Here is a 14,667-nt window from a genome sequence, read left to right on the forward strand (position 1 = left end):
CCCCCTGGACAGGCCTTGCCTGGACGTTGACAGGTCCAGCGCCCTCCGTTCTAACCCTTAGGGCCGTTTCCAGGAGGGGCGAGAGTGTTCGACAAGATACTGATTGCCAACCGAGGCGAGATCGCCTGTCGTATCATCAAGACCTGCCGCCGGCTCGGGATCAAGACGGTGGCGGTCTATTCCGAGGCTGACGCTGACACGCTGCATGTGCGCCAGGCCGACGAGGCCGTGCACATCGGCGGTGCTGCGGCCTCCGAAAGTTATCTGCAGGCTGATCGGATCATAGAGGCGGCCAAGCGCAGCGGCGCCCAGGCGATCCACCCGGGCTTCGGCTTTCTGTCCGAGCGCGCCAGCTTTGTGGAAGCGGTGGAAGCGGCTGGGCTGGTGTTCATTGGACCGCCGGCCAATGCCATCGCTGCCATGGGCGACAAGATCGAGTCCAAGCGCCTGGCCGACAAGGCGGGTGTCAACACTGTCCCCGGCTATATCGGTGAGATCGACAGCGCGGAAGATGCCGTGCGCATCGCCGAGGAGGTCGGCCTGCCGGTCATGATCAAGGCCTCGGCCGGTGGGGGCGGCAAGGGTATGCGCATCGCGCGCAGCGCCGAAGAGGTGCGCGACGGCTTCCGCTCGGCTCAAAACGAGGCACGCGGCAGCTTCGGTGACGAGCGGGTCTTCATCGAACGCTATGTAGAGCAGCCGCGCCACATCGAGATTCAGATTCTGGCCGACGGGCAGGGGCGCTGCCTCTACCTCTGGGAGCGCGAATGCTCCATCCAGCGCCGGCATCAGAAGGTGGTGGAGGAAGCACCCTCTCCCTTTCTCGACGAGGAAACGCGCAAGGCCATGGGCGAGCAGGCCGTGGCCCTGTCCGAGGCCGTCGGCTACCGCTCAGCCGGGACGGTGGAGTTCATCGTCGATCAGAACCGCAATTTCTTCTTCCTGGAAATGAACACCCGCCTGCAGGTCGAGCACCCGGTGACCGAAATGATCACCGGCCTCGATCTGGTGGAGTGGATGATCCGGATCGCGGCCGGTGAGCGTTTGAGTTTCGGCCAGGACGAGGTCCGACGCGACGGCTGGGCCGTGGAGACCCGCGTATACGCCGAAGATCCGGCCCGCGGCTTTCTGCCGTCCATCGGCCGCCTGCGCCGCTACCAGGAGCCCAAGGAGGAAGAGGGCGTGCGCGTGGATAGCGGCGTGCAGGAAGGCGCCGAGATTTCCATGTACTATGACCCCATGATTGCCAAGCTGGTGACCTGGGGGCCGGATCGTGAGGCGGCGATCGACCGCCATCGCACGGCGCTGGACGCCTACTACGTCCGCGGTGTCGACCACAACATGGCCTTCCTTTCGGCGGTGATGGCGCACCCACGCTTTCGCGAGGGCCGACTTTCCACCGATTTCATCGCCGAGGAGTTTCCTGACGGCTTCACCGGCCGGGCACTGTCTGAGGCCGAGCGGGACGAACTCTCGGCCGTGGCGGCCTATCTGGAGCTGCTGCGCCAGGCACGCGGGGAGCCCTTAAAGGCCCGTGAACTGGTGGTGGAGATGGATCGCGAGCAGAAGCAGCTTCGCGTCGAGCCCAGTGAAGGCGGCATCCTGGCGCACAGTGGCGAGCGGGCTATCCGCGTCGAGGGCGATGATTGGTGGCCGGGACAGCCGCTGCTGCGCTGCCGGGTCGATGGTCGCCCCATGACGCTGCAGGTGGATGCCCTGGGACCGCGGCTGCTGCTGCGCCACGACGGCACGATGGTCTCCGCCCTGGTGCTGCGCCGCTCGGTCGGAAAACTAGCGGCGCTGATGCCGGTCAAGGAGCCGCCGGACCTCTCCAAGTTCGTGCTCTCGCCCATGCCGGGCCTGCTGGTCACCCTCAAGGTCGAGGTGGGCATGAGCGTGAAGGCCGGCGAAGAGGTAGCGGTGGTCGAGGCCATGAAGATGGAGAACGTGCTGCGCGCCCTGGCTGATGGCATGGTCAAGGAGATCCACGCCCAGCCCGGCGACAGTCTCTCGGTGGACCAGAAGATCGTCGAGTTCGAGTAGGCCTGCGCGGTCCTGTCGGCTGCTGTGTCTTTTCCGGGGCCGGCGCATCCGCTAAAGCCTGAGCAGTCGTCCACTGCGTGAGGCCCGAGTCGTGTCGATTGCGCCAAATCCATCGATTGCCCCGGCCGGCCGTTCCCAGCCGCCGGCCCGCGTGATCGTGCTCGGCAATGAGAAGGGCGGTTCCGGCAAGTCGACCACCGCCATGCACCTGGTGGTCGCTCTGCTTCGCACGGGACGCAGCGTCGGTGTGATCGACCTCGACGCCCGCCAGGGCACGCTCTCGCGCTATGTGGAGAACCGGCGCAGCTTCTGCGAGCGTGAAGGCCTGTCGCTGCCGCAACCCGAATTGCGTAAGGTGGAGCGCTCTCAGGCCGCTGACCGCGACGCTGCCGAGGCCGAGGAAGCAGGAGCGCTCGAGCAGGCGCGCATGGACCTGGCGGACTGCGACTATTTGGTCATCGACACGCCGGGCTCGGACTCTCATCTCTCGCGCCTCGGGCACACGCTGGCAGATATCCTGATCAGCCCGATGAACGATTCCTTTGTCGATCTCGACCTCCTGGCCCGGATCGATCCCGACGGCCAGAAGATCCTCGGGCCCAGCGTCTATGCCCAGATGGTCTGGGAGCAACGGCTGAGGCGCGCCAAGGCCGGCGGCCGACCCATCGACTGGGTGGTGATGCGCAACCGGCTCTCGCACCTGGACGCCCGCAACAAGCAGCGTGTCGGCGCGCTGCTCACCCAACTGGCCAAACGCATCAACTTCCGGCTTGCGCCCGGCTTTGGCGAGCGGGTGATTTTCCGCGAGCTCTTCCCCAAGGGGCTGACGCTGCTCGACCTGAAGGAGAGCGGCGAGGGCCTGACCATGAGCCACATCGCCGCCCGCCAGGAAGTGCGCGAGCTGCTGCGCACCATCGGGTTGGGCAGCGAGGAAACCGGTGCCGAGGAGGCCTTTGCCCGGGCTGCGGTGCTCTGATCCGCTGACGTCCCCGGCCTTTCGTTACCGCCGTGAAGGCTCCAAGTCTGGCGCCCGGGCGCTGACGTGCCTACCTTAAGCCTTGTGATGAGCAGGGACAGCAAGCTTCCAAACAAGACCGGGACGGCGCCGTCGCAGCCGGACCGCAGCGGTGGGAAACGCAGTGAGGTAGACGCCTTTTTGCGTCAGGTCGCCGCCACGCCGCCTCCGCGGAAGCAGGGAAGCGGACGCGGGCGCCTGATCTTCGCCCTGGACGCCACCGCCAGCCGCCAGCCCACCTGGGACCGGGCGATGAACACCCAGGCGGAGATGTTCGAGGCGGCCGCCGGGCTGGGCGGTCTCGATATCCAACTTCTCTTCTATCGCGGTTTCGGTGAGTGCAAGGCAAGCAAGTGGCACGCCGATGCCGGCGGCCTGCTGCGTGCCATGACCGCGGTGAAGTGTCTCGCCGGACGCACTCAGATCGCCCGTGTGCTGCGTCACGCCGCGAAGGAAAGTCGCAAGCGGAAGGTCAACGCCCTGGTCTTCGTCGGTGATTGTGTCGAGGAGAACGTTGACGAACTGGGTCATCTTGCCGGTGAACTGGGGTTGCTGGGCGTGCCCTGCTTCCTGTTTCAGGAAGGCCACGATCCCGCGGCGCGCCAGGCCTTTCAACAGATCGCACGATTGACCGGCGGCGCATGCTGCCGCTTCGATAGCAATTCGGTTCAGGAACTGCGCGATCTTCTGGCTGCCGTGGCGGTCTTCGCCGCTGGAGGCAGGCAGGCGCTGGCCGATTTTTCGCAAGCGCGGGGCGGCGCCGCCTTGCAGCTCACCCACCAGCTGCTCTGAAGCGGAGACAAGGCGCCCATGCTCCTCTGGCTCCTGGTCGGTGTCGCGCTGCTTGTGGCGGTCGTGGCCGGCCTGCGCTGGTTCGCCAACGCCCAGCCGGGAGAGGTGCTGCGGGCGCTGCGTTGGGTGGCCGCGGTGGCCGGTGGCGCACTGCTGCTGCTGGTCGTCCTGGGTGCGGCACGCCAGCTTCTCGCCGTGGCCCTGCCGCTGTTGCTTCCGTTGCTTGCTCAGGCCATCGGGCGCTTGCGCAGCTGGAGTCCGCCTTCCGGCAGCGACAGCGGGCAGATCTCGGAGATCGTTACCCGCTTCCTGCGCATGCGCCTCGATCACGACAGCGGCGCCATGGAGGGAACGGTGCTGGAGGGGCCCTTTCGCGGCCGGCACTTGTCGGAACTGACGGCGGCGGAACTCTTGGCCCTGCTGCGCGATTGCCGTGCCGAGGACGAGGAATCGGCGTCGGTGCTGGAAGCCTACCTGGATCGCACCCAGGGCGCGGAGTGGCGCGGTTCGGGCGAGGACGAGGCCAGCGCCGATCAGGGGGCGGGCAACGCCGGGCCCTCGATGGGCGGTACGATGAGCGTGGAGGAGGCCCGCGCCGTGCTGGGCATTGGACCGGACGCCGACGAAGCGGCGATCAAGGCGGCGCACCGACGCTTGATGCAGCAGCTTCATCCCGATCTCGGCGGCAGCGACTATCTGGCGGCCAAGATCAACCAGGCTAAGCAGGTGCTTCTGGGTCGATGATGCGGCGGCCTGAAACCTTTAGCGGCCGCGGGGGAGGCCTCGGTTGCCGCGCTCGCCGCTGGCGCCTATAGATAGATCGAATGCTATACAATTCGGGTCAAAGTGAACAGGGAACGGACATGAGCAAAGCCATCCGGAAAGCAGTCTTCCCCGTTGCGGGGCTGGGCACGCGCTTTCTCCCGGCCACCAAGTCGATGCCGAAGGAGATGCTGCCGGTCGTCGATAAGCCCTTGATCCAGTACGCGCTGGAGGAGGCCAAGGCCGCGGGAATCGAAGAGTTCATCCTGGTCACCGGCCGCGGCAAGAGCGCGATGGAAGACCACTTCGACCATGCCTTCGAACTGGAAGCCACCCTGCAGCAGCGCGGCAAGCAGGAGGCGCTGGAAAGCCTTTCCGACACCATGTTCGAGGCCGGGCAGATCGCTTACGTCCGGCAGCAGCAGCCTCTGGGTCTGGGGCACGCGGTCTGGTGCGCGCGCCACCTCATCGGCGACGAGCCCTTTGCGGTCCTGCTGCCCGATGATCTGGTGCTGGCTCAGACCCCCTGCCTGGCGCAGATGGTGGAGGTGCATGGCAGCGTGGGCGGCAATGTCGTTGCTGTCATGGACGTACCGCGCGAGCACACCAAGCGATACGGCATCCTCGACGTGGTGGAGGACGACGGGCGGGTGGCCAAGGCCAAGGGGTTGGTCGAGAAGCCGGACCCCTCGGAAGCGCCCTCAACCCTCTCGATCATCGGCCGCTACATCCTGGACCCGCAGGTGCTGCGCGCGCTGGACCGCAAGGAGACGGGGGCCGGCGGGGAGATTCAGCTCACCGACGCCATGGCTCGCACGATCACTGATGTGCCCTTCCATGGCCTGCGGTTCGAGGGCACCCGCTTTGATTGCGGCAGCAAGGAAGGCTTCCTCGAAGCCAATGTGGCCTATGCACTCGCACGCGACGACCTGCGCGAAGCGATGCAGGGCATTTTGAAGACCTACGCGTGATTCGAGGAGCCTCGATAATGCCAGCCCATACCTTCGATCCGACCCTGCTGCGCGAGTACGATGTGCGCGGGGTGGTTGGAAAGACCCTGCATGAAGCCGATGCCCGGGCCCTGGGTCGTGCCGTGGGAACTGCCGTTCGTCGGCGTGGCGGGTCACGCGTCGCCGTCTGCTATGACGGTCGCCTGTCCTCGCCGGACATGGAAGCGGCGGTGGTCGAGGGTCTTTCGGCCGCCGGGGTGACTGCCCTCAAGATCGGGCTTGGGCCGACGCCGCAGCTTTATTTCGCGGTGCATCATCTCGATGCCGACGGCGGCATCATGATCACCGGCTCGCACAATCCGCCGGAGTACAACGGCTTCAAGCTGGTTCTGGGCAAGAAGGCCGTCTTCGGGGAGGATATCCAGGCCCTGGGGCGGATGGCCGCGGCCGGTGATTTTGAGAGCGGCTCGGCTGAGCCGGAAACGCACGATGTTTTCGAGGCTTATGTCGACCGCCTCGTGCAGGACTTCCACGGGCCGGAAAGCCTGAAGATCGCCTGGGACGCGGGCAACGGCGCCGCCGGCCCGGCCATGCGCCGCCTGACCGAGCGTCTTCCCGGCGAGCATATTCTGCTCTTTGATGAGGTCGATGGCACCTTCCCCAACCACCATCCCGACCCGACGGTGCCGCGCTACCTCGAAACCCTCAAGGAGACGGTGCTGCGCGAAGGCTGCGACCTGGGCATCGCCTTCGACGGCGACGGCGACCGCATCGGCGCGCTGGACGGGCAGGGGCGGCCGCTCTGGGGCGACCAGATGATGCTGCTGCTGGCGCGCGATGTGCTGAAGGAGCGCCCGGGCGCCACCATCATCGCCGACGTGAAGGCCAGCCAGATCCTCTTCGACGGCATTGCCGAATTGGGCGGCACGCCGCTGATGTGGAAGACGGGCCATTCCCTGATCAAGGCCAAGATGCAGGAGGTGGATTCGCCCTTTGCCGGGGAGATGAGCGCACACCTCTTCTTCGCCGACCACTTCTATGGCCATGATGACGGGCTTTATGCGGCAGTGCGCCTGCTCAACGCCCTGGGAAGCTGGGGCAAGAGCCTGGCCGAGTTCCGGGACAGCCTGCCACAAGTGATGAACACGCCGGAGCTGCGCTTTCCCTGTCCCGAGGAACGCAAGAAGCCGGTGATCGAAGAGGTGCGGTCGCGCCTGCAGGAGGCCGGCGCGGAGGTCGATGCCACTGATGGCGTGCGGGTGCGCGATGGAAGCGGCTGGTGGCTGCTGCGGGCCTCCAATACCCAGGATGTGCTGGTGGCACGCTGCGAAGCCCAGGATGAAGCGGCCCTCGAGCGGCTGCGTCGGACCCTCAATGAACAGCTTGCGGCCAGCGGCATCGAGGCGCAGGAGAACTGATCTTCGATATCGGCATCGAATCCCGACGCGGGCCATTGCGCCGCATCACGGGATTCGTTAGGCATCGGCCCTTTCCAACGCTGGGGCTGGGCCGATGCAGTTCTTTTTCTATGGGACCCTTCTCGATCCCGAAGTGCGCGCGGCGGTCATGCCGCACATCGCTGAGTCGCTGGAACTGCAACCGGCGCGCCTGCGCGGCTATCGCCGGGTTCGCGCCCGGCATGGCACCTATCCGGTTCTGGTTTCCGATGCACGCAGCCGGGTAGACGGGTTGTTGGTCTCCGGTCTGGATGCCCGCGCGCTCTATCGCATGGCCCACTTCGAGGGTGACCTCTACCTGCCGCAGCAACGCCGGGTGCGCGCAACCGATGGGGCGGCCGCTCAGGCCTGGATCTTCATGGCAGTGCACCCCGGGCTTGCGGCCCAGCGCAGTTGGAGCCTGCAGCGCTGGCGCATGCAGCACAAGCGCCGGCTCCTGGCCGACACCAGCCGTTGGATGCGTGAGTTTGGTGTCGATAACGGACAGGCCCACGACATGAACTGGCCCTTCCGCCGCACAATCCAGGCGCTCGCGGCAGATCTGGAAATGCCGGAGGATACGCTCTCCTGGCAGGAGGCGGCCTGACTTCGGTGGGGCCTGGCCCACAGAGGTGAGAAAGCAAAACGCCCGCCATTTCAGGCGGGCGTTTCTTGGCTTTGCCGGTTGGTCGGGGAGAGAGGATTCGAACCTCCGGCCCCTACGTCCCGAACGTAGTGCTCTACCAGGCTGAGCTACTCCCCGGCGAAGCGGAGCGCGCCGCTAAAGCGTGCGATCCGGGCGGCTATATAGCCGCTCCCAGGGGGGCTTGCAACGATGAAGCGCAAGCCTCGGACGATTGATTTTCGAACCGCTTGGTCTTCGGGTCGCTCGGCCTCAATCGCGCACCACAATCACCGAGGCTTTGGCGTGGCGTACCACGCGGGCGGCGTTGGGGCCCAGGAGATAATCCTCCAGTTCCGGGCGATGCGAGGCCATGACGATGAGGTCGCAGCCGGTCTTGTCGGCGTAGTGCAGGATTTCACGGTAGATGGTTCCGTGGCCGACAATGTGCTGCACGGAGATATCGTCAGGGATTTTCTCTGCGACATAGGCGTGAAGCGCTTTGTTGGCTTGGGCCAGAGCGTCGCGCTCATAGTTCTTGGGAAAGAAACCGGCAACCATCGACATGCCGAAATCTGGCACGACCGAGATCACGTGTAGCCTCGCCCCGAAGGAGCGGGCGCAGGAGATTGCGGTTGCAACCGCCTTTTCCTGCGTCTCCGGGTTCGATAGATCGACAGCCAAGAGTATGTCGCGATACATGGCAGCCTCCCTAGGGTTCAGGCCTTGGCGCGGCGGGGGGAGCCGCTGGTAGCACCGGCCCGACGTTTCTGCAGCAGATAGACCAACCCCAGCAGCAGCAGGGCGGGGATGAACATCAGCTCCTTCGGCGGTCTTTCGGGATTGGGCACCAGCACCTGATTGATGTCCCAGCCCATGCCGATGCCGTAGCGCCCGGCGTCGCCACGCTCAATCACCTGCGTGATCGACACGGCATCACCCATTGGCGCGACCATCAGGCCGGCATGCATCAGGCGTTCCTGTGCTGCGGCCTTGGGACCGACGTTGAGCATAACCGTCTTCTCGATATCGTCGAAGCTCGCGGGATCGTACCCGGCCACGCGCAATCTCAGGAAGCCGTTGTTGGGGACTTCCTTCACGATCTCATAGATCTCGCTGGCAGGCCGGGCCACATAGTCTGGCTCGATCATGTCCATCCAGAAACCGGGCCGGAAGAGGGTGAAAGCGACCAGCAGCAGCGCGATGCTCTCGTAGATGCGGCTACGGGTGTAGAAGTAGCCCTGGGTTGCCGCGGCAAAAACCAGCATGGCCAGAAGAGCGCTGATCACGATGATCGCGAGCTGGAACGGCCCCTCGATGCCGATCAGCAGGAGTTGGTAGTTGAAGATGAAGATGAAGGGCAAGGCGACCGTGCGCATGGAGTAGTAGAAGGCCTGCACGCCGGTTTGTAAGGGGTCGCCGCGCGAGACCGCAGCGGCCGCGAAGGAAGCCAGACCCACCGGGGGCGTCACGTCCGCCATGATGCCGAAGTAGAAGACGAAGAGGTGCACGGCGATCAGGGGCACGACCAAGCCCTGCTGAGAACCCAGTTCGGCGATCACCGGAGCCATCAGAGAGGCGACGATGATGTAATTGGCCGTCGTCGGCAGGCCCAGGCCAAGGACGAGGCTGAGCAACGCGGTGAGCACCAGGATGATGATGAGGTTGCCGCCGGAAACCTGCTCGATCACCTGGGTGAGCACCTGACCCACGCCGGTCTGGGCGACCACGCCCACGATGATGCCTGCTGCCGCCGTGGCAACGCCGATGCCGACCATGTTGCGCGCACCGGTGACCAGGCCGTCGATCAGGTCGCGGAAGCCCTGCACCAGAGCCGAGCCGAGGTTGCTGTCATGCTTGCGGAAGAGGGTCAGCAGCGGCCGTTGCGTCAGCATGATGAAGATCATGAAGACCACGGCATAGAAGGCCGACAGACCCGGCGACAACCGCTCGACGATCAGGCACCAGATCAGGATGACCACCGGCAGGATGTAGTAGAGGCCGCTCTTGACCGTTGGCGCCACCTCGGGGAGATGCAGCACCGGGGCGTTGGGATCATCCAGCTTCAGCTCGGGAACCTGGGCGGCGTACCACACCAGGCCGACGTAAGCGACCAGCACACCCAGGCCGACGAACCAGGTGGCTGCTTCGCCGAAGACGTCGCGAGTCCAGCCGATGCCGTAATAGACCAGCCCGGCCAGGATGATGATGCTGCTGACCGTGATGCCGAAGTTGATCAGGCTCTGATAGAGCGGCTTGGGGTTGGGCCGCTCCATGCCCTGCATGTTGGCCTTCAGGGCCTCCAGGTGCACGATGTAGAGCAGTGCGATGTAAGAAATGATCGCCGGCAGGAAGGCGTGCTTGATGACGTCGACATAGGGAATGCCGACGTACTCCACCATCAGGAAGGCGGCCGCGCCCATCACCGGGGGCATGATCTGGCCATTGACCGAACTGGCCACCTCTACGGCGCCCGCCTTCTCCGAAGAGAAGCCGACGCGCTTCATCAGAGGAATGGTGAAGGTGCCGGTGGTGACGGTGTTGGCGATGGACGAACCCGAAATGAGACCCGTGAGGCCGGAAGCCACCACCGCTGCCTTGGCAGGCCCGCCGCGCAGATGGCCGAGCAGGGCGAAGGCCACCTGGATGAAATAGTTGCCCGCCCCGGCGCGGTCGAGCATCGATCCAAACAGCACAAAGAGGAAGACGAAGGATGTGGAGACCCCCAGCGCGATGCCGAACACACCTTCTGCGGTCAACCACTGCTGCGACATGACGCGCGAAAAGGAGGCGCCGCGATGCGCGATCAGGTCGGGCATATAGGGCCCGGCGAAGGTGTAGAAGAGGAAGATCGAGGCGATGATGGTCAGCGCCGGGCCGAGCGCGCGCCGGGTGGCTTCCAGGAGCAGCACCATGCCCATGCCAGCGATCATCAGGTCGGCCAGGGTCGGCGCGCCGGGCCGCATGGCCAGCGCCTCGTAGAACACGAAGAGATAGCCGGCACTGACGGCACCGGCAAAGGCCATCACCCAGTCGAGCTTCGGAATGCGATCGAGCGGGGTCGGGCGGCTCGCGGACCAGGCAACAACAAAGGCGGTCGCGGCGGAAAGCCCGAAGATCAGCAGGCCGTTGGTGTTGCCCGCCAACCCTTGCTGCACAGCGGCGTAAGCGGCGCCCAGTCCGCCGAGCGCGAAGATGACGCCAAAGATCGGAAAGCGCCTGCCGCTGGCGACGATGCCGGGAAAGGCGGTGAAGGCCAGAAACAGCGCAAAGGACAGGTGGATGGCCCGGGCGTGGGTATCATTGAAAATCAAGAAACCCAGCATGAAAGGCAGCGGCGAAGCGTACCAGAGCTGGAACAGCGACCAACACAGCGCCACGGCATAGAGCAGGCGTGCCTGAAAGCCTGTGGGGGAGCGGGCACCGGTATCGGCCGTTGCAACCAGATCTTCCGCGCTCTTCTCTGACACGTTCCCGTGCCGCTGCTCGCTCATGATCCTTGCCCCCGTTCAGAACGTCCAGGTGATCATTCTTTGTCTTATGGCTCGCAGGAAGGGGCAGGGCAGCGCCCGATGGTGCTGCCCTGCCGTCCGATCAGTTTAGACCGGCTTCCTCGTAGTAGCGGGTCGCACCTTCGTGCATCGGCGCGGAATTACCCTGGGAGATCATCGAGTCCTGCTCCAGCACGGCGAAGGCCGGATGCAGCTCCTTGAAGGAGTCGAAGTTCTCGAACACGGCCTTCACCACCTCATAGACCACGTCGGCCGAGGTGCGGGTGGAGGATACGAAGGTGGCACCCACGCCGTAGGTGTGGATGTCTTCCTCGTTGTTATAGGTGCCCGCCGGAATGGTCGCGGAGAAATAGTAGGGGTTGTCCTCGACCAGTTCGTCGACCTCGTCACCCTCGAGAGAGATGAGCTGCGCGCCGCAGGTGGCGACCGGCTCGGCGATGGAGCCGGAGGGGTGGCCGACGGTGAAGAGGAAGGCGTCGACCCGATTGTCGCAGAGTGCCTGGGACTGCTCACGCGAGGGCAGCTCGGAAGCCAGTTCGAAGTCATCGATGGTCCAGCCGAGCTTCTCCATCAGGATCTCGACCGCGGCGCGCTGACCGGAACCTGGGTTGCCGATGTTGACGCGCTTGCCCTTCAGATCCTCCAGGCTGTCGATGCCCGAATCAGCACGCACCACGGCGGTCAGCGGCTCGGGGTGCAGAGAGAAGACCGAACGGAGCTCTTCGTCGGGGCCGGCGTCGGAGAAGTTCTCCAGGCCATTCATGGCGTTGTACTGGACGTCGGACTGAACGATGCCCATGTCCAGTTCGCCCTGGCGGATCGTGTTGACGTTGAACACGGAGCCGCCGGTGCTCTCGGCAGAGCAGCGAATGCCATGCTCGGAGCGACTCTGGTTGACCAGGCGGCAGATGGCACCGCCCGCCGGATAGTAAACGCCCGTGACGCCACCGGTGCCGATGGTCACGAACTGCTGCTGCGCCTGCGCGTCGCCGGCGCCGAGCAGGCCGTAAGCGCCTGCAGCGAGGGCCGTGGCTGCGGCCGTGAGTGCGATCCTCTTCATCTCGTCATCCTTCCGTATCTTTGACTTTGGGGCAGGGTGCACCGTGGCGGTCTCGCCACTTCGTTGAGCGAAGCACCGCTGGAAGAGTCGCGGATTCCGGCCCTCTGGCCGATTTCAATCCTAGAAGCACTCCCATGCCGGGCTCGCAACCCGAACGACACCCTGTTCACGGCTTGCTCCTTTGCCGTTTGTCGAGAAACTAAAGCATCCTTCGTCTCGGGAAGGCTACTCCAATTTCTCCTGCCCAGGGTTTAGCAGAAATTGGCGAGTCGCGCGCTATCTTTGCGTGCCACGGTTACGCAGGCTCACTCCGCCAATTGCCGCAACTCTCTGGCCGTGCCGATAGGACGGCCAAAATGGGCGGCTCCCTGGGCGAGGCTTGCCACCAGGGCGGCGTTGTTCGGTGCAAGCTGTCCATCCGGCAGAAAGAGGTTGTTCTCAAATCCGACGCGCGCGTGACCGCCCAGCGCCGCGGCCGTGAGGGCACAAGCTGCCTCCTTTGGCCCGAAGGCACAGACCGCCCAAGGATGGCCGCTTTGATTGGCCTGGATGAAGGGCAGCAGCTCATGCGGTTCCGAGGTCTGGTCCTTGGCGTAGCGCCCCAGCACGAAAAGCAGAAGCTGTCGGCCGGCCGGGAGGACACCGCGCGCCACCAAAGCCTCGAAGCGTTCCACGTCTTCCGGGCTGTAGAGAATGAACTGCGCTTGGATACCGGCTTCCTGCAGCCAGCCGAAGAAAGCCTTAGCGTCCGCCTCGGAAGCGACATCGGGAATCAGTTCGCGCACCGCAAAGCTCGCCGCTTCGGGCTCGAGTGCCCGAATGCAGGCCATTTGTTCGTCTGGTGTGTAGCGGCCAACCGCCTCGGTGGTGACCTGAATGACGATCGAGTCGCCGCAGCTCTCCCGCACAGCCGCAGTCGCTTCGCGATAGCGGCCCGCATCGAGGCTGTGCGCGCCCGACGCGTCGCGTACATGCAGGTGAATCATGGTCGCTCCCGCGTCGACGCAGGATCGGGCCGTGGCGGAGAGTTCGTCCGGGGTGATCGGCAGGGCCGGATGATCTGCTTTGGTCTTGCGGGCGCCGTTGGGGGCGACAGCGATAAACAGCGGATCCCAGGCAGCCTTGCTCATGTCGCTCGCACCTCTGTGAGGGAGCGCTCGATGGCGCGGCCGAGCTTGTCGACGATCTCCGCCACCTGCTCCTCCTCGATGATATAAGGCGGCGCCAGCAGGACATGGTCGCCGGCGCGGCCGTCCACGGTTCCGCCGCCCGGATAGCACATCAGGCCTTCCTGCATGGCATTGTGCTTGATGTGCGCATGCAGCTTCAGAGCCGGGTCGAAGGGCTGCTTGCTTGCCCTGTCTTCCACCAGCTCCAGACCCAGGAAGAGCCCGCGGCCGCGGATGTCGCCGATGTTGGGATGCTTGCCGAAGCGCTCGATCAGGGCGGCCGTGAGTTCGCCGCCGCGTTTGCCCACCTGATCCAGAAGCGATTCGCGCTCGATGGTTTGCTGCACTGCCAGAGCGCCGGCACAGGCGGTGGCATGGCCGATATAGGTGAAGCCGTGCTGAAACGCGCCGCTGCCACCCACGATGGTGTCGTGGATCTTGCCGGAGATCAAGCAGGCCCCGATGGGTTGGTAGCCGGCGCCCAGACCCTTGGCGCAGGTCAAAAGGTCGGGGGCGATGCTTTCCTGGTCGCAGGCGAAGAGCGTGCCCGTCCGGCCCATGCCGCTCATCACCTCGTCGAGGATCAGCAGGATGCCGTATTGGTCGCAGATCTCGCGCACGCGCTTGAAGTAGCCCGGCACCGCCGGCACCGCCCCCAGTGTCGCGCCCACCACCGTTTCCGCGACGAAGCCGATCACCGTGTCGGGTCCCAGCTGCTGCAGCATGGCTTCCAGCTCGTTCGCAACGCGCAGGCCATAGGCCTCCTCGCTCTCCGTATCCTGCCGCTCGCGATAGGCATAGCAGGGCGCGATGTGATGCGCTGGCATCAGGATCGGCTCGTAGACGGCCCTGCGTCCCGGATTGCCGCCGATGGAAAGCGCGCCCAGGGTGTTACCGTGGTAGCTCTGGCGGCGCGAGATGAACCAGCGGCGCTGGGTCTCGCCCTTCTCATGGAAGTATTGGCGCGCCAGTTTCAGGGCCGTTTCGTTGGCTTCTGAGCCGCCGGAGAGAAAATAGACTTTCTCGAGGCCCTCAGGGGCACGGTCGATCAGGTGCTCGGCCAAGGCTTCCGAGGGCTCGTTGGTGAAGAAGCCGGTGTGAGCATAGGGCAGGCGGTCGAGCTGAGCCTTGATGGCCTCGACAACCGGCTTGTAGCTGTGCCCGAGGCAGGAGACCGCGGCGCCGCCCGAGGCATCTAGATAGCGCTTGCCCTCCGCGTCGATGATGTAGGGGCCCGAGCCGGCAACGGCGGTGGGCAGGGTCTGCTTCGGGTCGCGATGAAGGATGCGTGTCATGCTGCTGTCCT

General features: G+C 65.0%; 12 protein-coding genes and 1 tRNA gene. 7 read left to right on the forward strand and 6 right to left on the reverse strand.

The window, feature by feature from the left end:
- Positions 1-84: 84 nt before the first annotated feature.
- The 7 genes from P2G67_RS01690 (at position 85) to P2G67_RS01720 (ending at position 7,605) form a co-directional block, all read left to right on the forward strand.
- Complete coding sequence (locus P2G67_RS01690; protein ID WP_275819382.1) at positions 85-2,043, forward strand: acetyl-CoA carboxylase biotin carboxylase subunit; 1,959 nt, start codon at positions 85-87, stop codon at positions 2,041-2,043.
- A gap of 91 nt (positions 2,044-2,134) precedes the next feature.
- A complete protein-coding gene (locus tag P2G67_RS01695) occupies positions 2,135-3,019 on the forward strand; it encodes a division plane positioning ATPase MipZ (RefSeq protein WP_275819384.1) in 885 nt (294 codons plus the stop codon).
- Between the two features lie 87 nt (positions 3,020-3,106).
- Positions 3,107-3,850, forward strand: coding sequence for a VWA domain-containing protein (locus tag P2G67_RS01700; RefSeq protein ID WP_275819386.1), 744 nt, complete (start codon positions 3,107-3,109; stop codon positions 3,848-3,850).
- Between the two features lie 18 nt (positions 3,851-3,868).
- Complete coding sequence (locus tag P2G67_RS01705) at positions 3,869-4,594, forward strand: DnaJ domain-containing protein (protein ID WP_275819388.1); 726 nt, start codon at positions 3,869-3,871, stop codon at positions 4,592-4,594.
- 119 nt (positions 4,595-4,713) lie between these two features.
- Positions 4,714-5,583 (forward strand): UTP--glucose-1-phosphate uridylyltransferase GalU, encoded by an 870-nt coding sequence (gene galU, locus P2G67_RS01710; protein ID WP_275819390.1) that lies wholly within the window; start codon positions 4,714-4,716, stop codon positions 5,581-5,583.
- Positions 5,584-5,600: 17 nt separating this feature from the next.
- Positions 5,601-6,980 carry a phosphoglucomutase/phosphomannomutase PgmG gene (gene pgmG, locus P2G67_RS01715; protein WP_275819393.1) on the forward strand — a complete coding sequence of 460 codons (1,380 nt, stop codon included), beginning with the start codon at positions 5,601-5,603 and terminating at the stop codon, positions 6,978-6,980.
- 94 nt (positions 6,981-7,074) lie between these two features.
- Positions 7,075-7,605: a gamma-glutamylcyclotransferase family protein gene (locus P2G67_RS01720; protein WP_275819395.1), complete on the forward strand. Its 531-nt coding sequence runs from the start codon at positions 7,075-7,077 to the stop codon at positions 7,603-7,605.
- A 79-nt stretch (positions 7,606-7,684) separates the two neighbouring features.
- Here P2G67_RS01720 and P2G67_RS01725 read toward each other — a convergent pair.
- The 6 genes from P2G67_RS01725 to P2G67_RS01750 all read right to left on the reverse strand — a co-directional run bounded on the left by P2G67_RS01725 (position 7,685) and on the right by P2G67_RS01750 (position 14,656).
- Positions 7,685-7,761 (reverse strand) — tRNA-Pro (locus P2G67_RS01725).
- Positions 7,762-7,893: 132 nt separating this feature from the next.
- Positions 7,894-8,322, reverse strand: coding sequence for a universal stress protein (locus P2G67_RS01730; RefSeq protein ID WP_275819397.1), 429 nt, complete (start codon positions 8,320-8,322; stop codon positions 7,894-7,896).
- Between the two features lie 17 nt (positions 8,323-8,339).
- The gene (locus tag P2G67_RS01735; protein ID WP_275819399.1) at positions 8,340-11,114 is read right to left on the reverse strand and encodes a TRAP transporter permease; all 2,775 of its coding nucleotides are present in this window, start codon (positions 11,112-11,114) and stop codon (positions 8,340-8,342) included.
- 100 nt (positions 11,115-11,214) lie between these two features.
- Entirely contained in the window at positions 11,215-12,192 is a 978-nt protein-coding gene (locus P2G67_RS01740) for a TAXI family TRAP transporter solute-binding subunit (protein WP_275819402.1), read from the reverse strand.
- 305 nt (positions 12,193-12,497) lie between these two features.
- Positions 12,498-13,322 carry a beta-keto acid cleavage family enzyme gene (locus P2G67_RS01745; protein ID WP_275819404.1) on the reverse strand — a complete coding sequence of 275 codons (825 nt, stop codon included), beginning with the start codon at positions 13,320-13,322 and terminating at the stop codon, positions 12,498-12,500.
- A complete protein-coding gene (locus P2G67_RS01750) occupies positions 13,319-14,656 on the reverse strand; it encodes an aspartate aminotransferase family protein (protein ID WP_275819406.1) in 1,338 nt (445 codons plus the stop codon). Before P2G67_RS01750 ends, P2G67_RS01745 begins: the two co-directional genes overlap by 4 nt.
- Between the last annotated feature and the right edge of the window lie 11 nt (positions 14,657-14,667).

The sequence above is a fragment of the Aquibaculum arenosum genome, from assembly GCF_029222965.1.
In the GTDB taxonomy this organism is placed as follows: domain Bacteria; phylum Pseudomonadota; class Alphaproteobacteria; order Kiloniellales; family DSM-21159; genus Aquibaculum; species Aquibaculum arenosum.

Excerpts from the sequence above, each read along its gene's own strand:
- P2G67_RS01700 (WP_275819386.1), top strand. The coding sequence starts at position 3,107 with ATGAGCAGGGACAGCAAGCTTCCAAACAAGACCGGGACGGCGCCGTCG.
- P2G67_RS01705 (WP_275819388.1), top strand. The coding sequence starts at position 3,869 with ATGCTCCTCTGGCTCCTGGTCGGTGTCGCGCTGCTTGTGGCGGTCGTG.
- galU (WP_275819390.1), top strand. The coding sequence starts at position 4,714 with ATGAGCAAAGCCATCCGGAAAGCAGTCTTCCCCGTTGCGGGGCTGGGC.
- pgmG (WP_275819393.1), top strand. The coding sequence starts at position 5,601 with ATGCCAGCCCATACCTTCGATCCGACCCTGCTGCGCGAGTACGATGTG.
- P2G67_RS01720 (WP_275819395.1), top strand. The coding sequence starts at position 7,075 with ATGCAGTTCTTTTTCTATGGGACCCTTCTCGATCCCGAAGTGCGCGCG.
- P2G67_RS01730 (WP_275819397.1), bottom strand. The coding sequence starts at position 8,322 with ATGTATCGCGACATACTCTTGGCTGTCGATCTATCGAACCCGGAGACG.
- P2G67_RS01735 (WP_275819399.1), bottom strand. The coding sequence starts at position 11,114 with ATGAGCGAGCAGCGGCACGGGAACGTGTCAGAGAAGAGCGCGGAAGAT.
- P2G67_RS01740 (WP_275819402.1), bottom strand. The coding sequence starts at position 12,192 with ATGAAGAGGATCGCACTCACGGCCGCAGCCACGGCCCTCGCTGCAGGC.
- P2G67_RS01745 (WP_275819404.1), bottom strand. The coding sequence starts at position 13,322 with ATGAGCAAGGCTGCCTGGGATCCGCTGTTTATCGCTGTCGCCCCCAAC.
- P2G67_RS01750 (WP_275819406.1), bottom strand. The coding sequence starts at position 14,656 with ATGACACGCATCCTTCATCGCGACCCGAAGCAGACCCTGCCCACCGCC.